The following is a 19,203-nucleotide window of genomic DNA, read 5'->3' as shown; positions in this document are numbered from 1 at the left end:
CTCAATTATCCAGCGTTCGTGAACCGACCCGAACAATTCGATTCCGAAAGGGAGACCGCCCCGCATACTAGAACGACGCTCTAATGTTTTAAGATTGGTATTGTCACCCCTCCAGTTTCGACAGATACGCTGACGCTACCCCACATTATCGAGACGCATGATCGCGCAGTGCAATAAGTCGATCAACACAGACTTACGTTAGTGAATGGAGGACTACTCGACATCCAGTCGTGGCCAGTAGATGGTGGCTGGGAATGTTCCGTTTTCGGTTGTGATTGCGACAGAGGTTCCGGGGGATGCGAACTTTGTGCGGATGACTGCGAGTGCGATTGAACGGCCTTCACCGAGTGATGCGACGGAGGAAATGCGTCCGATTTCTTTCTCTTCGGCGAGGACTACACTGTCGACCGGGATGGCTTCGTGCTCGGCGAGGAGGCCGCGAAGTTCTTTGTTGGTGTGCCCCATCGCGTCGAGTCGGGCGATGGGTTCCTGTCCGAGATAACAACCTTTTGTGAAGCTGATGGCTCGGTCTGTTCGGCCTGCTTCCTGGGCGATGTTCGCATCGCTCAAATCACGACCGACAAGTGGAAAACCGGCAGCGATGCGGAGGCGTTCAAATTCTGCTTCTGTCCCCTCTGTCACTCCCTGCGACTGCAATCGAGACTCGATTGCGTCAACGTGTTCAGCTGCTGCGGAAATCCAAATCGATGGTTCTGCCAGCACGTCCAGAGATACGACTTGTGCTCCGGTTTGATCGGCGAACTCTTTCGCATCGAGTGCTTGAATCCCATCCTCACCAGCGACGACGAGAAGTCGACTCGTCGCTGTGACGTCGACGACCTCGGCATTCAGCCCCAACAGGTACTTCGTTAGATGAGGGACAAGCACTTCTCCAGTTCCGGGACCGGAGATCAGGCGGAGGGAATCTTCACCCGCAAGTACGATGACATGCGCGAGAATACGTCCCTTGATATCCGGAATGAACGCTTCGCACACGTCGCCGGCCTGAAGCTTGGAGATGTCGTTGGTACAGAAACTCTGAAGGAACGATTTGCAATCTGGTCCTGAAAGCAGAACCTGCGTCCAGCCCGCAAGGTTGAAGCACTTCAGAGGTTGAGTCGTAGTCACGTGTCACACTTTCCAGTCATTCGCCGCACTCAGTTGATCATCGCAACAGAAGCGGCGATTCGAATTTGATTTCAATTCAAGATTACGCGACAGGTGGCGTCCCATCAATAAGGCGTCGCAACAGAACTTCGTTCACGTGCCCTTTGAATCGTGTCTGTCCATCGAATTGAATCACAGGAATCTCTGCCCCAAGCCGCATCTTGAGATCCGGATCGAGGTCGATATCAACCTCTGTTGTGGGGGGCAGCCATTGGCGATACCGGGCGAGAACTTCCGCTGCCTCGTCGCACAACGGACAACCATCGCGTGTGTACAGGACTGCACTGCCGAACCGACGACCATCGTATTCCGGTTTCCAGTCGGTCACGGAATGGGAACGGTTCCAAAGCAGCCAGATCCCGAGAGCCAGCCCTCCGACAAAACAGAACATCCACAACTGCGGATGTTCTCTCAGAGGATAGCTGAGTGCTCCCGTAAAGAAACCTGCCTGGGCTTGAATCACGAGCAGCAGGCCGAAAGCACTCAAAAGGACCAGACAGCTGGAAACAGCGACAGGAGTTCGTTGAGGAGACATGACAGCGACGCAGGTTGATCAAATTCGTTCTCTCAGCCAGCAGACTGAATTGCCGATGATGCCATGGATTTGCGGTTGAGAACGAGATGAAGGAGTGGACAGCAGAAGAATACGGAGTCCGAAGGACGTGTCCAGCCCGAAACCGATTGGAAGGAGCAGGCGTTGTGGCATCAATTGGGGTTGCCGCAAACGGAAAATTCCTCTATTCCCTGCGAAAACGGCGTCCGCAATATCATGGAAGAGCGATGTCATGCAAGGCAAAGTGAGTCAAAGCACCTCCTGGCACAAAGACTGGCGAGGCCAACTGCTGTCGGGAGTCGCGACGCTCGGGCTGCTTTTGGGTTGCCTCTCTTACTTCGACCACATCACGATTCAGGGAGTCGTCCTCTTCTCCGTGGCTTCGATTTTCGTGTTTGGTGGAAGCCTCATCGGAATGCTGCTTGTTCAGTCAGCATTGAATGAACAACAGCTTTTTACCGACGATCAATTCGCTGAAATTCACTCCATCAACGAAACTTCTAGTTCCGCCTCTGCAGTTCCTCAAACTTCTGAAGAGTTCGAAGAACCAGATCCGTTCGTCGAAATCCTTCGTCGACGTAGTTCACAAAAGAGAGCTGCCTAAACTCCTCGCATTCTTTCGCCAAACACCTCAGATTCAGTTGCCAACCGGGTTCGAAGGTGTGGCACCGGTCAGAATTTCCGCGATGTGCATCACCTGGATCGGCTTCTTCTGCCTTCTCAAGAGACCGTCCAGATGCATTAGGCAGGACATATCCCCAGCTGTGATGATCTGAGCTCCTGCCTCTTCGTGATCATGAATGCGGTCGTTACCCATCATGCATGAGACTGCTTCTTCGCTGACGGCAAACGTCCCGCCGAAACCGCAACACTCATCGATTCGCGAGAGTTCCACGAGTTCGATTCCCTCGACCTGTTCGAGAAGCTGACGGGCCTTGCTGAAGCGGTTCTGCATGAGTTCCGAAGCAGAACCCAGTCGAAGTTCGCGAAGTCCGTGGCAGCTATTGTGGAGCCCCACACGATACGGAAATTTCGCTTTGATGTTCTCAACCTGAAGAACGTCTGTGAGAAACTCAGTCAGCTCGTAGGTGTTCTCTTTGACCTTGTTCAACCCGGCATCACCTTCAGGGAGAAGATTGTCATAGTGATGAGTCACCATCGCTGTACAACTTCCCGAAGGGCAAACGACGTACTCGAAATCAGCAAACATCGAGACGTATGATTTGGCGAGCGGCTTCGCCTGTTCGAGCAGTCCCGTATTGGCCATTGGCTGGCCGCAGCAGGTTTGATCTTCGGGATACTCGACGTCGCAACCAAACTGTTCCAGCAACTCAACTGTTGCCAGCCCGACTTGCGGGAAGAACTGGTCGATGTAGCAAGGAATGAAAAGTCCAACTCTCATGGAATCGTAAATCTCGTTGAAATGAAAGCCATCGCGTCACACGATCGCAGTGTCTCGTGTGGTTGGGTAGGAGGATGATAGTCAGATGGATCAATGCGGGCGAGTGGGTCGCTGAATCAACTTTCCGACTCCGCATGTGCGTTCACGTACCCGAACAGCTCATCGAGACCGGCAGTCAGTGGTAGCGGAGGAATTTCTTCCTGAATGACGCGGACCTCAAGTTTGAGCCGCTCGAGAAATTCATCTTCCGAGGTACAGACCACAGCTGGCCAGACCGAACGCGTTCGCCGCATCGAAGAACACCAAACGCCGTAGCAACAAAGAACCCGGCTCAGCGGAAACTGTCGGAACAGTGCGTCGATCTCGCTCGCTCGATATTCATCCGGCCATTGCTGGAGAACCAGGATCAAGTTCGGACTCGCGGATTCGCTCTCAAGCAAATCTTGAAGCGTCGAAAAATACTCAGCCAATCGAGAGACAGCCAGAGTTTCTGCGATGACGGCCTCCATCGAGCGCGCGTCACCGACAATCGCCGTCGATTCAATCATCCCGGCGTGAACTCCGTTCCCTGAGGGTTTGCAGTTCTTCGACGAAGTCATTCACGTCCTGGAACGATCGATAGACCGAAGCAAATCGCACGAACGCAACTTGATCGACAAGCCGAAGTGCCTCGCAGACCTGTTCACCGATGTATCGCGACGGCACTTCTCGCTCGAACGTTTCGTAAACGGAATGTTCAACTCGATCCAGAATCTGTTCCACCTGATCCGGACTGACCGGTCGTTTGTAGCAAGCTTTTTCGAGGCCAGAGCGGATCTTCTCGCGATCGAACGGAACGCGCGACCCGTCTTTCTTGATCACCTTCAGTGGTGATTCTTCCATCTTCTCATACGTCGTAAATCGACGTCCGCAAGCAAGGCATTCCCGGCGACGGCGAATCACAAAGTCCTGACTCCCGCGGGAGTCGACGACTTTGCTCTCTCCTTCGCGGCAAAATGGGCAACGCATGAAAATTCTCGACTGATGTTCGTCTCAAACGGACGCGAAACCGATCCAGTTCTCCAGCGACAATTGAATCACCGGCGATCGAAACAATTAATGACAGCTTATCGTTCCCGGGCACTGACCACGCCCTGAGAGCTTGCCTGAGATTGTCCACCTGTTTGAAATGTGTGTAGCTGGCGCTCGCAAATCGGAGTTCGCCACGTTGAAAGATTAGCTGAAACAGGAAAGAATAAGAATCCGAGTTTTCACGATTCTCGTTTCGTAGCTGCCCCGTCCTTCCGAGACGGATCTCCCTGAACTTCATCGAGCTTCTTTTGCAACTTCCGATGCAGCTGCCGCTCTTGAGAGTCAATCAACGCAGCGACGATTTCGCGACTCCCCTGCCCCAGAACCTTCGCGAAATCTCCGCCCAGCGGCCCCAACTTCTGCAGACGAAACTTTTCGAGGTCGAGATCGACTCGCTTCACTTCAGCATTGAGATGCAACTTCGGAAGCGGGGAACTCCAGTCAAACGATGCTTGTGGAGAAATCGTGAGCACCACCTGCGCGCGAACGACTGCATCAGCGATCGCGGTTCCGTTGACTCCTTTGACGCCGTAAACGTAGTGGGCAAACGTCGCTTCGCTGCGGACCATCAATCGCGTCGAGATCAAGAAGCGAATGGCATCATCAGACGGAGACGACTCCTGCTGCTCGATTTCGAGAGAGAATGTCTCATCCGGTTTCACGAGATGAGCTTTGTACCTGCGGCAAAAACCATGTGGAACGGTCTTCTTCCGCTTCGAGATTTTGAGTCCGCGGACTTTCAGCCCATCAAAGCGTTCGGCCTCTTTATTCCAGTGCTTCTTGTCAACGACTTCATCGTCGGCAGCTTCGATGACGATCTCGCGGATCAGCCCCGAGAGAGTTGTCTGGTGAATCGACTCTACCGCGCTAGACGCTGTCGGCTCGGAAAATTGCTTCCCATTCGGAACAAGCAGCGGAGGCGGTTCGGCCAAGAGACGTTCTTCCTGCAGAAGAACGCACGCGACAAATAGAAAAAGCGAGGAGGTTCCCCTCCTCGCAGATGGATTCAGCATGTTTCCCTCCGTGGGCGATTGCTGTTACTTGGCGTCCCACCACCATCGATTCTCAGGAAGATCAACAGCCTTCGCGTTTTCGGCAGTCGTGTCAAGAGAAGATGTGTCCTCAGCGACTTGCGTTGAATCAAGAGCAGCGACGACATCGGCTCGAACTCCGCCTGCAACTTGCAAAACAATGTCGCGACCGTTGAAGACTTTGTGGTTGACGACCGATTCGGTCTGTCGAGGAGCAGCGTAAACTTCTGGCTGATATTCTCCGCCTGAAGCGAACACTCCGCGGTCCCATCCGGCTTTGTGATCAAGTTCGTCCCGATCGATCAAAGCTGCGATGAGGGCGAGATCGAAGATCCCCTGAAGATCAGCGAAGATTGAATCTTGCTGGGCGAGTTGGGCGTAATGCTGAGTGAAGTTTTCAGCAAACTGACGGTTCACTGGTTCCGATTGACCGGTGCTCACTCGCTCTCCTGAATCTGCCAGGAACTGATTTTCAGACTGACATTTCACTGCTGAGCCAGCGATCTGGTAAACATCGTGATCTTCTGAGTGCAGAACTGATTCATACTGCATGGTCATCCACCAGCGAAGAGCATCGAGTCCGCCGCTAACGAATTGTGGATCTTCACGGAGCAGTTCAAAGTAGTCAGGAATCTCAGCTCCACCTTCGAGTTCACCGATTCCGATGAGCTTCATTCGGTAGTCGGCTTCGACGAGAACGCGAGCGACGCGGCTATCGACAGGCACTCCGTAGACAGTGATGTCTTGAAGACCAAGCAAGTTTCGAATCTGCTGAGCCCAGCGATTGACTCGCGAAGCCGAGAGAGCACCTTGCTGCTGGCTGGCGGTTGCGAATTCACGGACAGCTTTCAAGTTTTCCTGGCGAGGATCAATCGAGCAGCCAAAGATGCGTGTTCCGTCTTCGCTGAAGGTTCGCAGAACAGTCACGAAGTCGTCGAGGTGCAGGATTGGACGTCCGGAATCTGTTCCGACGGCCATTCCGAACTCATCGTACTGCCATCCTTCAGCTGGTCCGCCGAGAACGATTTCGCCACTCTCTGGATAAACGAAGACGTATTCGATTTTCGAAAGTCCGGCCAGTCGCTTCATCGATTCAACGACAGGCTTGCCTTCTTCGAGACGTTGAGCAACTGCTTTTTCGAGACGGGTCAGCGAGACCAATCGAAGCGGTGAACTCTGTGCCATGTCCTCGTTGAGGGCAGCCACTCGTGAAGTCACGCCCATTGCGGCCAGGTTGCCGGTCAGGTCTTTGTGTGAGGAGAGAGTCAGCACACCATTCGGATCGACACGAACTCCACTCTCGAAGAATTCCGGATCTGCAGCACCTTCCCCTTGAACTGACTGCCAGGGTCCTTCAGTCTGATTGAGAATCAGATTGATCAAAGCATCCGGATCAGCTCCGGTTCCCCCTTGAAGGGCACTTTGCAGAGCACTCTCAAGGTTGGTATCTCGATCGGAAACCATCTGGCTTGACGCATCGAGTTCACCGGCAGCAAGAAGCCCTGCTACGTCATTCGGTTCGGCGGCAGAGACCTGCGTCAGTGTCAAGCACGTGAACGCCATTGCCGCGACAAAGACACGATCCACCCGCATTGAGTGGTTGCGTCGATTCCACGTTTCCAAAATCATCATCTACGTCACTCCAACGGGGATGTTTGTCACGATAATCAATGAGAGTGATGCCTGATGGCACTTTCATTAACCACGGAAGATGTGCTCTCGAATCCAGCCCAGTCGTAATCGTCCAGTCAATTGATTTGCTACCGAATCCAAATTTCGAGTGACGACGCTGGAGTCTCAGATCTAGGATCGTCTGACGCGGGTTGGGCGTCAAGAACTTTCGTTGAAATGTTCATGATCTCAGAAACCTCACTCGTGGATGGCAAAAGAATAAGAACAGTCGCTACAACACTGAGAGAAAGTTCATAAGTTCTCTTGGCCGTGCCGGTTCTGACAGTTCTTCCGGATCTCCGACGAGAACGTATTCCATCGGCACCGACAACGACCGAATCACTCCTTCTTACAAGTCAATACCTCTCTTCGCTTTCATGCCCGAACTCCCCGAAGTTGAAACAATGGTCCGAGGAATCCGGCAGGCGGTTGTCGGAACTCGCATACGAAAATTCGATGCATGCCCGAATTCTTGCAGACCCATGACTCTCTCTCCGGATCTCGACTCGTTCGCCCAAACCGTTCAGCGATCGACAATCCTAAAAGTTTGGAGAAAAGCCAAACGCGTTGTGATCAATCTCGACACCGATCACCGCATTGTTTTCGAGCCACGAATGACTGGACTCGTGCTGCTGGAAGATCCTCCATCTGTGGAACACCTTCGTTTTCAGTTTGATCTCGAAAAGAATCGCCAGCGACGATCACTGTTCATCTGGGATCGCCGGGGCTTGGGAACAGTCCGCTTATACACACCTGAGCAATTCGAAAACGACTTGGGTTCGAACTTGTTAGGGACGGATGCCCTCGAGATTTCCGTAGCAGAATTCACTCAGAAGTTCAGAGCAACTCAACGCCCGATCAAAGTCGCCCTGCTCGACCAGCGACTCGTTGCCGGGATCGGAAACCTCTACGCAAGCGAGATCCTTCACGAAGCGTCGGTGAACCCCGAAAAGGTCAGTGCGACACTTTCAAAACAGCGTCTCTTGAAAATCCACACCGCAATGAATCGGATTCTCAACGAAGCTATCGCTTACGAAGGCTCAACCCTCAACGATGGCACCTATCGCAATGCTCTGAACAAAGACGGCGGGTATCAAAACAAGCACCAGGTTTACGCACGCGAAGGAGAAACCTGCCGGAACTGTCAAAGCACGACGATTACCCGCATTGTTCAAGCCCAACGATCGACGTTCTACTGCCGTCGATGCCAGCGTCGCTAAACTGGTTGGTCAAATGTCCCACGCTAACTGGCTTCAACTCAGGTCGAAGACCGAATTCTCTAGCTTCTTTGACGTGCCAAATTCCTGCCTATCGCAGAGAATCTCTTCGTTAAACAAAGAACTCCTCGACCAGAAGGGCTGATCGAGGAGTCCGATGTTACGTCTGAAAAAACGTTGCCTGTTCGCGGCACCTCTTGAACGGTCCGGTCAAGCGTCACGAGTTGATCGTGGATTCACCTGACACCAGTCATGAGTACTTTGAACGAAGCAAACCTTTGTAGTGGCAATGTTGTTTCGAGGGGAGAAACTCTTTGCATCGCCAAAGGTCGAAAAAGCTGCGAAACGTCTCTCCTCGACCAGGCTTTTCACTCTTGAAGGCCAACGACCGTTGAAGCTCACTCACTCTCACGATCAACGAATTCTTCACGGTCGATGGTGACGATTCAACGCTTACAGGTTGAATCCCTTCTGTCGGTAGACGTATCCACCAGCCATCATGAGGGCTCCGAATGCGAAGAGAGCCATTGTTCCAGGTTCTGGAACTGTGTTCAGGTCTGCGTTTCCGAAGTCGAGATCATCGAATCCGATGTTCGCTTCGCCGTTGAAACCAACGGTCAGCTCGTCGAAAGTTCCGGTTGTGTTGATCACACCGAAGAACTGAGAACCTCCAGCTCCGACAGCAACTGAAGAAGCCACATCGCCCCCGATGGTGATTGAGCCTGCGACGTTGCTGGTGAGATCAATGCCGAATGCATTGATTGGGCTGTCAAAGTTGAATGTCAGAACACTGTTGCCGTCATCGGCGAATGTTCCAGCCAGTGCACCTTCGGTGTTCGCACCACCAAGTCCGAGGAATCCGAGCATTGCTGCATCGGAAGCCATGATCGAGTTTGTCAATCCGCCAGTTTCGCTCATCGAGAAACCAACGCGAGTCACGCTGTCACCAGTCGCAAACCCGTCTTCAAAGCTATCGGTAGTGATTCCACCTGCAATCGCAGCATCAAATGCCGCACGATCAGTGAAGATGATGAATCCAGCTTCACTCTGATTGCAAAAACCAGCTCCGATAAGCGCTGCAAACAGTGCAGCAAAACCGTATCGACGCAACATAACTTTCTCCATTCTTAAATCTTGTGTTTCGACTTAGCAGCTAAACCTGTATTGACTTAGCTGCTTGACTTACTTGTGCCACGCGACTCTTTTAAAGGACGCTCTCCACAACACTCAACAACTTTTCGGTCAGATTTTGCAGATTATCCGGATTGCAACGATTGGGATTTTGTGGCATAAAAAACGGTAAAACCAACAATTTTGAACCAAACATTTCACCTGATTAACACGCGCTAAGATCCCTTATCACTCTGTTAAACAGAGGCAACATCCCGGGCGTTTTCTGCTAACCAATCGATACAATCGGAGTTTTCGATCCAACCCGAACTAATATTCAAACTTTTGATTGATGCCTGAACCTCATCAGCGGCGCGTACCGAGAGCGCAGTCGCTTAGTACGTACCTGTTGACCAAAAGACCCAATTAGGGATTCGGTCCGGACGAGGACTCAGATTCAGTCTTCACCAGCGATGTCTGCCGAATCGCTGGAGTTCGAATCGAAAAGTTCAGTCGCACCATTCAAGAGGTGCTCAAAAGGGAGATTGCAGAAAACATTGACCAGATTGCTCAAATTCTGCTTGCCTTTTCCTTAGTCACGCGGTGATCGGAATCCGTTTGCCGAACAAGCGTTCTCAAAGGGGTGATGTTCTTCTCCATCCATAGAAAAAGACTTTCCCGAAAGCACCGACCACATCATTTCAATCACTCAGGCATTTGTGGGAGAGACCTAAGGCATGTTGTTCAGTCAGTCTTTCGACCTTGAACCGACCTCGCATTAAACTCGCCTAGAGTTGCGACTCATCGACGACTTCTTGCTTTGTTGGGCGTTTCAATGCTCAGATGAGTTGCACAAGTCGTGCCACGATTTGAGCACTCTCGGGCCAAAGAGAGGCAGGACTGCACAACCCCCCAGCAGATCAAGGGTTATGTACGTCTACACAAGATTGAGACTTACGCACCAGCGGTTGCACCGGCGCAACAGAGTCGATGTCTTTTGTAATCAAGTCGATCAGCGCGACTGATTTCGAGAAGGATTTGCAAACATGCAATGATCGATCATGAATCACACATATGACGAAATGGAAGAGAAATCCGCTTCCCTGGTGTGCGATTTCACATCTTCACGAAGCAGGTCAAGTTCACTGCAGATTAATGACAGTGAACCGCAAGCCCGACATCTGCATAAAAGAAGGCGGACAACGGAAATCATTCCGCTCCGCCTCGTACTTATTTCCCGACTGACCAGATCACTGCCATCCGTGCGATCTTGAGCCATTTGCCCGGGCGATCCTCACATTCGCAAAAATAAAGGAATGCGAATCTCCCTGGACCGTCTAAGCTTTCGCTTCAAAGTCTTTCATGAATTTGACGAGTTCAACAACGCCCTGCTCCGGGAATGCGTTGTAGATACTCGCTCGCATCCCGCCGACGCTTCGGTGTCCCTTGAGCCCGTCAAAGCCAGCCGCGGTGGCCGCTTCGATGAACTTCTTGTCGGTTGACTCGTTGCCTGTGACAAATGTGACATTCATCAACGATTGGCTGTCAGTATCTGCAGTCGCACTGAAGAGTTCGCTCGTCTTGAGATAGTCGTAAAGAATCGAAGCTTTCTTCTCGTTGCTGCGCCCTATTTCTTCCAACCCGCCGTTTTTCAGGATCCACTGGAACACGAGGCCCATGATGAAAATGCCAAACGTGGGCGGAGTGTTGTAGCACGAATCATTCTCTGCAAAGGTCCGGTACTGAAGCATTTCCGGGATATCAGAGTTGGCTTGTTCAACCAGATCGTTTCGGACAATCACAAGTGTGACGCCGGAAGGTCCGAGATTCTTCTGAGCGCCGGCGTACACCATTCCGTATTTGCGAATGTCGATCGGCCGCGAAAAGATGTCGCTGCTGGCATCGCAAATCAGCGGAACTCCGCTCGGAACTTGCGGTTCCGACGCGAATTGGGTCCCGAAGATGGTGTTATTCGAGGTCATGTGAACGTACTTGGGAGCATCCGAGTAGCTCACTTCCGTGGGGATATAGCAAAAATTGCGGTCTTCGCTCGAAGCAGCTTTGTGAGCGGAACCGAATCTCTTCGCTTGTGAGACCGCCTTTTTCGACCAGGATCCTGTCACCAGATAATCGGCTGTATCATCCGTCGACAGAAGATTCATCGGGATTGTGAAGAACTGAGAGGATGCACCTCCCTGCATGAACAAAACTTGGTAATCATCCGGAATTTGGGCGACTTTCCGGCAGTCTGCGATGGTCTGAGCGAGCACTCCGCTAAACGCTTTCCCACGGTGGGAGTGCTCCATAATTCCGATGCCCGTCCCCTTGAAGTTCAACAGGCTTTCGCGAGCTTCTTCGAGCACTTCAACAGGCAGAACTGCAGGACCGGCGGAGAAATTGAAAATTCGCTCTGACATTTCGGACTCATTTGAATATTTGAAGGCTGTACGTGGACGAGTTTTTCGTTCACGCCCGGCATTGTCGAGAAGAATCAATCGATTTTCCAGACGCTGGGATTGTGGTGTAACGAATCGAGGGGCATGGACTCAATCCTCGGGGAGTTTGAGTCCAGTGTGTGAGAAATTCGGACGAACTCACAATCTTCGTGAATGCATACCGATTGACTGAGATGACAATCAATTCCGTGACAGAGTTCGCGGGTGAAATTCGATGATCGTGCGATCCTGACGACCTGATTTCAGAGAGCTCATCAAACCGCGACTAATATCTGGCTGCTTGAGCGACTCCGCCCCCAAGTTTATCGTCAGAAGCACGACGCAGCACCATCGCAGTTCGCGATTGCCCACTTGATGATCCCTCGGATTGGCTCACGGTTTTCAGCTGCAACCGATCCTTTCCGAGTAAGGTCGCCTGAAACTGATATCGCCCTGACTCCCCTCTTCGAACCACATCGAGGACAAGGTTCGGCGTCCCTGACGAAGTACCTGAGAGCCGGGTCTCACCCGCGAACTGATAGCGCCCGATGGCCATTCCAGCGGAACTGTTCCAGACAACTGAGCGGTCCGAACGAAAGCGAATCGTCATTTCGCCCGAATACCAGCGTCCGATGAGCAATTCCTCTGGCGACTTGGCACATCCGCAAAGTGACAGCGCCACGATGAACGTGAGCGCAAAACCCGCTCCGGATCTGACAGGAGTTCTTCGATCGGACATGCTCAGTTGACTCATCATGAAATTCACTCAGTCAGGCAATCAGCCAGAAACCTTCATCCTCATTCAAAGAAAAATCCAGTTCGAACGAGCTGTTCACCAAAGGAAGGAAGTTCTGACCGGTAAGTTCCCAAACGTGCGGGCTTTTCTTCCTTATCGAATTCGCAACTTCGCAGAATCAATGCCCGTTTCAGAAAATGAAAGGCTTTCAGCCGATCAGCATTCACTGGCAAGTACAACAAGAAACCGTTGTTAACACCGGTTCACACTTGAGTCCGACCGGAAACATTCAACAAGCGAAAATGCTGCCTCTTAAACTTATTGGAATTTGTACTTCGGGCGTTGAAAAACTCAGCCGCAACTAAGCGAAGGAAGCCATTCACCCTGCTGGGAAATGTTCAATCGCCGACTTGAACCAATTCCGATGCGCTTCGTGCGAATCCCGGAAATTCTCAGATCAGCTGACAACCAATCGCACTAATCACTTCCCCGACAGTCAGTGGAAGAGTTCTCATCGATCTTCTGTGCAGCGACTGACGAATCGGATTGGGAATTGCAGCTTGAGTTTGGTTGGGCAACTCCGCAAAGACTTCCAGTCGAACCTGAGCGGTTTGCACGATCCTGTTCAGACAGTTCTGCCAAGCTTTCGATACACGCAAGTGGTTCGAAGCATTCGATTTCGGATCAACAACCCATGAAACAACTGACATCGTTGAAAAATACAATCGCTCGGCCAAAGCGAAAGCAGTCTCGACGTGGGACAATTTTTGTCGAATACGTTCTCCTGCTCACAATTGTCGGAATTGGTGTGCTCGTCGGGCTGGCATGCATCCGAACGGCACTCGTCAACGAACTGATTGACCTGGCAAATGCAATTGAAGCAATCAACTGCTGAGGCAGCCTTCCGAATTTGGGAACTTCCGTGAGCAACCTGCACGAATTGTTATGAGAAACCGGCGTTCAAGCCTGAAACTGACCACCTCTTCCGCGTCACAGCGGTCGGGATCGGTAACGCTTGAATTTATCGTATCGGTCCCGGTGGTTTTCATCCTGCTCCTCGCGGTGCTCACCTTCTGGTTCTATTCTCTCGCTCAATTCGCAGCGACGTCGGCGCTCATCGAGGGAACTCGACAGGCAACTTTGGCCCAACCGAGCCAACTCGTTCTCGATTCGGTCGGGGCGGCCAATGATCGCGTCGACACAGTGATCTCGACGTTTAACGAACACTTGCGAATCCATTGCCTCGAGATCGCTGATGAGGCCAACGGCTTTCCCGACGATCCTGAAATCTCGAATGCAACAATCGTGGTGGAGTTCTATCAGCAGGCCCCCATAGTTCGTCCTGCAGATGCGGAATTTGTCCCGGAACGCACAACTCCTCCCCCTTCAGATGCAAACGAAGTCGTCGTCACACTTGGATTCCACCTCACTGGAAACCCAGATGCGATCAAGCCATGTGGACCTGTTCCCAACTGGTTAGCTCCCGTTGGATTTGATCTCGATGGCAGCCATTTTCAAATGACAACTCGTGGACGCCTTGAGTGATCTCACGCAAACCACTTGATCCAATTCCGTCGGTTTGAGCGAGTGTGACCGAAATCGAGCGTGACTCGGGAGAATAGAACCGTCGCGAACTTTTTTTGCTTTGGAAGGAATGCATTCATGGAAGAGGTCTTTCAGCGATTCTTTGAATGGTTTCCTAGATTCCTGGGCGTCTCGGCAGTCATTCTTCTCGCAACCCATCTCGCTGCTCGATTCATAAGAGGCCGTCGTTCGAAGTCCGACTCGGCATCCGATCAATCCTCAAATTCCCGTATCTCGTCCGACAAGGCGAAGTCCTCATGACGATGTTCCTCACGATCATGGCTCTCTCGATCGTTATCACCGCGACGATCTGGGACTTCCGGGAAAGACGAATCCCGAACTGGCTGACGCTCCCCGCCATTCCGCTCGGCATTGTCTGTCAATCACTGATGTTCGGTTGGGCCGGTTTCCAATCGTCACTCCTGGGATTTGCCATTGGCTTCGGCGTTTTCTTCCTCCTCTTCGCAACCGGCGGCAGTGGAGGCGGAGATGTGAAACTGATGGGCGGGCTCGGGACGTGGCTCGGTGCTCAGACAATCATCTCAGTGATCGTCATGTCGGCAGTAGTCGTGCTCTTTCTTCTGATCGTGAGTCTTCTTCGCAAAATCACGAATCCTGCACGCAACAATGAACCTCACACCGTTGCGTTCGCCCCGCCAGTGTGCGTTGCTCTTCTGCTAATTCTCGTTGCGAAGATGTGAGCGGGATGAATCATCACCTCCAGAATTCCGACGGTCGACGAATTTTGAAAGCGTCGCCAAAATTCATTCAGCGGCCGGAACTCTGGGGATTCATCGCTTCTCTGGCAATGTTCGTGTTGAGTGGCAATCTCTCAACCTGCCACGCGCAATCCAGATTCGCAACTCAGTCTCGCACAGCTGCTTATCACCCAACTTCCGCTCAGCTTCCAACCCAATTTCCGAAGCTGACGCGAAGCGGTGTGTCGCCAGGCAATCTGCCGGATCGACTTGAGCAAACTAGCTTATCTGCGTGTTCACGAGGACTGATGTCCGCCAGCGATTTTCTCTTTTACCAGTCGCTCGCGAGAGATGCCCGATTGAGCCATCGAAAGTGCTCAAAACGCGAAGTGCAAATCATCTGGCAGCACTATCAGTCACAGATTCAACAAATCGCCAAACGTCTCAACATGGCCTCCGGCTCGTCCGGCCCTTCAGTTTTTGAACAGGAAAGCTGCGCAATCCGATTCGCGCTTGCCGAGTCTGCCGTTCAAATTGCTCAACTGACAGAAGACTCTTCTCACATCGAAGCTGCACGCCTTCGCGAGATTGGCGAAGCGGAACGTTGGGTCTCGACAGTCCGTCAAAGAATGAATCTCGGGTTGGCGAGTCCGTTTGAACTCGCTTCAGCAGAAGCGAGATTAGCGAAATCCCGTCAGCTGCCGCTGGCTGAGCAGATCGCCCCCTGGACGAAATATCTCGCGTGGCAATCAGCATCGTTCAATGGTCGTCAATCTGGAGCCATCAACGCGATTTCTTCAGCCCAACTCTCGGTCAATGCTCTTCAACTGGAGAACGCTCTCGATGCGGAGAGGCTCACGGAGGTCGAACGCCTCTGCACGGCAGCTTGCCAGTTCTCGGAAGATCAATTTGCAGGGACACTGAATTCTGTTTCTCAACCGAACCTCGCGTTGCCTCAACTCGTTCGTTCTCTTGTTCTCCGAGATCAAATGCTTCGACTTCAAGAGCATTTACCTGCCGAAGCCTCGCAATCAGGCCGGAAGCGTTTCGATGCTGACTGGTCGATTCTCAATTCGATCGCTGCTTCGACAACCGATCGTCGGGGGCGAATTGGAGCGGACTGCATCGCGGTCGAACTCTGTCACGCCAGCTTCTCCGCTTCGCCTCAAGACTGAACAGGACCAATCTCTCAAGAATTTCGGGAATGCCATAGAAACAGCACGGGTGGCAACTTGGGTCAAACAGAAAGACTCTGCGAATTGTGCGAATCGTAGCGCTCATTCGACATTCAGCAGAAGAGCACACGTTTCCAGTCATGACGGCCGATCACATCTTTAGCGGTTTTGATACGGCGATCTCGGACCATTTGCGCGACGAATTGCACAAAGAGTTTGAGAACACAATTCCCAATCTCGACCTTCCGCGCGAACAACGACTGTTCAGGCCTGCCATGCAAATCAGTTCGACCTATTGCATTCCCCTGATGCTCTTTGCCTGTCTCATCTCCACGGAGTTGTTTGGAGAGCAGTTGGCTCCCCTTCCGCCCAGCCCAGAGCTGAATGACGACTTCGAACCGGCTCCGTCGCTCGCACCAGCACCGGCACTTATTCCTTCTGCACCGCTCGAATCGGGACACGAAATTGACGCCGAAGAGCTGTTTTCGACACACTCGAGTGACGAATTGATCCCCGAACCGCATATGGAAGCTTCCGAGCTTCCGTACGCTCCGGGTGCCACTTGCTGCGACGGGTTCGCCATTCCGTATCGTTGTTGCTGCTGTGGACACGAGTGCTGCACGATGCCCGGCATCCACAAGCGAAAAGCCAATGGGAAACTGAAGTGGTGTCGAGTCTGGACGACGGGTGACATGTATCCGCACTATCCATACAGACCGGAACATCACGGGTATTACTATTTTCGCCCGTACAACTATGTCAACGTTCTTGAGCAACGCGAGACTGGCTTAAGACTTGGAGAAAATCGGAACCATCCCTACTCGACCGAGGTCTTTGACGAAGTTTACGAGGAGATGTACGCCACCACTTATCCACCTGCTCCACTGACTGAAACGGACTGGCTTCCTGATACGGACCAGATTCCCAACCTCGAAGATCTTCTCTACGGTGAGTGACTTTCGAACTGATTGTTCGGAATGAACAGGGCGATTTCCTTGCGTTCCCGGCAAGTCACAACGGCTCGACTTCTTCGGCGACATAGTGTTGTCAGACTTCAAATGTCCGCAACGCCCATACTGACTCCGAGCAACTCATGAACCGCTTGTTCTACTGCTGGTCTCTACTTTGGATCTTCGGATGCGGAGGTGAACTCTCTGATCATCCACAAGCCAAGTTGCCGCTGCAGTCAGCTCAAAACGAAAGCGACGTCTCTTACAGGGAAGATGCACCAACAGTTTTCGGTGACTCATATCCCGTCGCTGCTGCACAAGAAAACACTCCCCCAGAAGCTGATGAGAGTGGAACTGGTTTCATCGACAGCTTGAAGAGCCTCGTCGAGGGAAGTCCCGTCTATGAGGACGAAGATGTTCGAGACGGCTTGATTCAGCAACTTCAACAGGCTGAGCAGGATCTCCGAGATATCCGCCTCTCGAACCGCCGCGCGATCGCCAATGCCAATCGACAAGTGCGAATCGGGCGGGCACAGCAGAGTCCGAATCTGGTTCTCGTCACACTGCCGACGCTTCACTTTTCAGAAGTCGAGAGAATGCCGCGACTGGCTGGGATTCGGAACAGTGGCATGCTGCTCACCGACTGCTATGTCACCTCCGAGAATTACTCAGCGTCGCGCTCAGAACTACTTGCCGGACGATTTTCCGCCGACAGCTCAGGGTATTCAAATGAAATGAATCTCGCCGAGACGATCTGGCAGTCTGGGTACGACACAACTTTAATCGGTGTCTGGCCGTTTGAACAACATCCCTTGGAGTCCGGGTTTGACCAGTGGACCGGATTCGCATCTGCAAACAGCATGATCCCCGAGTTTCCGGATGCACTCTTCACTCAGCTGACACGAGCGGAGATCGTCTCGAACAAAAACGTTGAAGTTGAACAGCAATCGAGGATCAACGGAATCGAAATCCTGACCGACGAATCGATCGCTTTTTTTGATCAACGAAAGAAATCGACACGCCCCCTGTTTGTTCACATCGCACTGCCGACACTCGCAGGACTTGACCGCGAAGAGATGCTCATCGAGTACAATTGCTCGATTGGCGAAATTGTTGATTCGCTCAACGAAACTGGATTCTCCGGAAGGACGTGCCTGATCGTCGCTGGAATCACATCTAACAGCGAGACCGAGCAGCACGAATACGAGTCCGTCGGGAGATTGACATCCACAGTCAGCGGGCTGAACGAAGGAAATCTGCGAACGCCGATGATTGTCTTCTGGGGAACAAATGTCGCACGCGGATCACAAAACTCCTCCCCCTGCTCCGTCGTCGACTTGCTTCCCACCGTTGCTGAAATCGGAGCTGCGCGACGTCGACCGAACGAGCTTTCTGGACAGTCACTGCTGCCAGCGCTTCGAAATCAGAGCATCGGAGACCAACGATTTTTCTACTGGCGAAATTCGGATGGCGGACAAGCTGCCCGTCGAGGCCCTTGGAAAGTCATCGTACTTCCCGGGGAGAATCAGATGAAATTGTTCCATCTCCCAGATGATTCCGCAGAGCTTCAGGATCTCGCGGCAGAGTATCCGAACATCGTCTCTGAGTTTCTGGCTCCGCCCGCCCAGCAGGAACTCGTGGAAGAGCTGTTTTAGAGCAGGTTGCCATTTCCTGTGCACACCAACCCCAAAATGCTCGAAAAGCCCTTCAATTCGAAGAGTTCACAAGTCTGCCGTCTTCCATTCTGAAGATACGATCATTCTCACGCAGGTAGCGGTGGTCATGAGTCACCGTCACGACGGTCACTCCCTCATTCTGATTCAAGTCACGAAGCATCGAGAAGATTCGCTCGCCGGTTTCAGAATCCAGTTCTCCGGTTGGCTCGTCCGCAAGAATCAGCTTCGGTTTCTTCAGAAGAGCGCGAGCAATCGCCACACGTTGCTGTTCGCCGCCGGAGAGTTCACTGGGGCGATGATGAATGCGATCGCCGAGGCCCACGTCGATCAGTAACTGCCTTGCTGCTGAACGATACTTGTAAGCTTGTCCGGTCGGAAGAAACGGCACGAGAACATTATCAAGGCAATCGAGGGTGCGAAGGAGATTGAAACTCTGAAAGATGAAACCGATTTCATCCCGCCGCAGCTGATTCATCGCAGAAGAGGACATTTCACTCAATGAGTTTCCGTCGATCGAAATCTCGCCGGACGTCGTTTGTTCAAGTCCTCCCAGCAAATACAGAAGCGTACTCTTCCCGCTGCCCGATGGTCCGAGGATGAACGCAAATTCCCCGTGCGGGATTTCCAGTTCCAAATCATGCAGAACATGAACGGTCGTCGCTGCACTTGCATAGGACTTGTTGACCCCTCTCAGAGCAATCATACGAGCGAACTCCTTCGAGCACTT

19 protein-coding genes are annotated in these 19,203 nt (G+C 52.3%); 8 read left to right on the top strand and 11 right to left on the bottom strand.

Features of this window, described 5'->3' with window-relative positions:
* Positions 1-213 precede the first annotated feature (213 nt).
* Complete coding sequence (locus tag AB1L42_RS18305) at positions 214-1,128, bottom strand: glycine cleavage T C-terminal barrel domain-containing protein (RefSeq protein ID WP_367059323.1); 915 nt, start codon at positions 1,126-1,128, stop codon at positions 214-216.
* Between the two features lie 82 nt (positions 1,129-1,210).
* Positions 1,211-1,702, bottom strand: coding sequence for a glutaredoxin family protein (locus AB1L42_RS18300; RefSeq protein ID WP_367059320.1), 492 nt, complete (start codon positions 1,700-1,702; stop codon positions 1,211-1,213).
* A gap of 250 nt (positions 1,703-1,952) precedes the next feature.
* On the opposite strand from AB1L42_RS18300, the gene AB1L42_RS18295 reads away from it, so the two are divergent.
* A complete protein-coding gene (locus tag AB1L42_RS18295) occupies positions 1,953-2,324 on the top strand; it encodes a hypothetical protein (protein ID WP_367059317.1) in 372 nt (123 codons plus the stop codon).
* Positions 2,325-2,357: 33 nt separating this feature from the next.
* Here AB1L42_RS18295 and AB1L42_RS18290 read toward each other — a convergent pair whose 3' ends face one another.
* The 5 genes from AB1L42_RS18290 to AB1L42_RS18270 form a co-directional block, all read right to left on the bottom strand.
* A complete protein-coding gene (locus AB1L42_RS18290; RefSeq protein WP_367059314.1) occupies positions 2,358-3,122 on the bottom strand; it encodes a (Fe-S)-binding protein in 765 nt (254 codons plus the stop codon).
* A 116-nt stretch (positions 3,123-3,238) separates the two neighbouring features.
* The gene (locus tag AB1L42_RS18285) at positions 3,239-3,670 is read right to left on the bottom strand and encodes a hypothetical protein (RefSeq protein ID WP_367059311.1); all 432 of its coding nucleotides are present in this window, start codon (positions 3,668-3,670) and stop codon (positions 3,239-3,241) included.
* Positions 3,663-4,130: a transcriptional regulator NrdR gene (gene nrdR / locus AB1L42_RS18280; RefSeq protein ID WP_146510913.1), complete on the bottom strand. Its 468-nt coding sequence runs from the start codon at positions 4,128-4,130 to the stop codon at positions 3,663-3,665. The genes AB1L42_RS18285 and nrdR overlap by 8 nt, the downstream gene beginning before the upstream one ends.
* Before the next feature lie 242 nt (positions 4,131-4,372).
* On the bottom strand, positions 4,373-5,206 hold the full coding sequence (locus AB1L42_RS18275; protein ID WP_367059307.1) for a hypothetical protein: 834 nt from the start codon (positions 5,204-5,206) through the stop codon (positions 4,373-4,375).
* Positions 5,207-5,230: 24 nt separating this feature from the next.
* The gene (locus AB1L42_RS18270) at positions 5,231-6,856 is read right to left on the bottom strand and encodes a DUF1598 domain-containing protein (protein ID WP_367059304.1); all 1,626 of its coding nucleotides are present in this window, start codon (positions 6,854-6,856) and stop codon (positions 5,231-5,233) included.
* Between the two features lie 416 nt (positions 6,857-7,272).
* On the opposite strand from AB1L42_RS18270, the gene mutM reads away from it, so the two are divergent.
* Positions 7,273-8,115: a bifunctional DNA-formamidopyrimidine glycosylase/DNA-(apurinic or apyrimidinic site) lyase gene (mutM, locus tag AB1L42_RS18265; RefSeq protein WP_367059301.1), complete on the top strand. Its 843-nt coding sequence runs from the start codon at positions 7,273-7,275 to the stop codon at positions 8,113-8,115.
* Positions 8,116-8,565: 450 nt separating this feature from the next.
* On the opposite strand, the gene AB1L42_RS18260 is transcribed toward mutM, so the two are convergent.
* From AB1L42_RS18260 to AB1L42_RS18250, 3 genes are all read right to left on the bottom strand, one after another.
* Positions 8,566-9,225 (bottom strand): PEP-CTERM sorting domain-containing protein, encoded by a 660-nt coding sequence (locus AB1L42_RS18260; RefSeq protein ID WP_367059297.1) that lies wholly within the window; start codon positions 9,223-9,225, stop codon positions 8,566-8,568.
* A gap of 1,334 nt (positions 9,226-10,559) precedes the next feature.
* A complete protein-coding gene (serC, locus tag AB1L42_RS18255; RefSeq protein ID WP_367059294.1) occupies positions 10,560-11,639 on the bottom strand; it encodes a 3-phosphoserine/phosphohydroxythreonine transaminase in 1,080 nt (359 codons plus the stop codon).
* 304 nt (positions 11,640-11,943) lie between these two features.
* Positions 11,944-12,414, bottom strand: a complete 471-nt coding sequence (locus AB1L42_RS18250; RefSeq protein ID WP_367059291.1) for a hypothetical protein — start codon at positions 12,412-12,414, stop codon at positions 11,944-11,946.
* 673 nt (positions 12,415-13,087) lie between these two features.
* Between AB1L42_RS18250 and AB1L42_RS18245 the strand changes: the two genes are divergently transcribed.
* The 6 genes from AB1L42_RS18245 to AB1L42_RS18220 all read left to right on the top strand — a co-directional run bounded on the left by AB1L42_RS18245 (position 13,088) and on the right by AB1L42_RS18220 (position 18,455).
* Complete coding sequence (locus tag AB1L42_RS18245; RefSeq protein WP_367059288.1) at positions 13,088-13,288, top strand: hypothetical protein; 201 nt, start codon at positions 13,088-13,090, stop codon at positions 13,286-13,288.
* Positions 13,289-13,338: 50 nt separating this feature from the next.
* Positions 13,339-13,938 (top strand): TadE family protein, encoded by a 600-nt coding sequence (locus tag AB1L42_RS18240; protein ID WP_367059285.1) that lies wholly within the window; start codon positions 13,339-13,341, stop codon positions 13,936-13,938.
* Between the two features lie 296 nt (positions 13,939-14,234).
* The gene (locus tag AB1L42_RS18235; protein ID WP_367059282.1) at positions 14,235-14,678 is read left to right on the top strand and encodes an A24 family peptidase; all 444 of its coding nucleotides are present in this window, start codon (positions 14,235-14,237) and stop codon (positions 14,676-14,678) included.
* A 5-nt stretch (positions 14,679-14,683) separates the two neighbouring features.
* Positions 14,684-15,850 carry a hypothetical protein gene (locus tag AB1L42_RS18230; protein WP_367059279.1) on the top strand — a complete coding sequence of 389 codons (1,167 nt, stop codon included), beginning with the start codon at positions 14,684-14,686 and terminating at the stop codon, positions 15,848-15,850.
* A gap of 140 nt (positions 15,851-15,990) precedes the next feature.
* A complete protein-coding gene (locus AB1L42_RS18225; RefSeq protein WP_367059276.1) occupies positions 15,991-16,806 on the top strand; it encodes a hypothetical protein in 816 nt (271 codons plus the stop codon).
* 137 nt (positions 16,807-16,943) lie between these two features.
* A complete protein-coding gene (locus AB1L42_RS18220; protein ID WP_367059273.1) occupies positions 16,944-18,455 on the top strand; it encodes a sulfatase-like hydrolase/transferase in 1,512 nt (503 codons plus the stop codon).
* Positions 18,456-18,507: 52 nt separating this feature from the next.
* Here the strand turns inward: AB1L42_RS18220 and AB1L42_RS18215 are convergent, their stop codons facing one another.
* A complete protein-coding gene (locus tag AB1L42_RS18215) occupies positions 18,508-19,179 on the bottom strand; it encodes an ABC transporter ATP-binding protein (protein ID WP_367059270.1) in 672 nt (223 codons plus the stop codon).
* Positions 19,180-19,203: the final 24 nt, after the last annotated feature.

Source organism: Thalassoglobus sp. JC818 (assembly GCF_040717535.1).
GTDB lineage: Bacteria > Planctomycetota > Planctomycetia > Planctomycetales > Planctomycetaceae > Thalassoglobus.
This window is presented reverse-complemented; position numbering and strand designations above follow the sequence as displayed.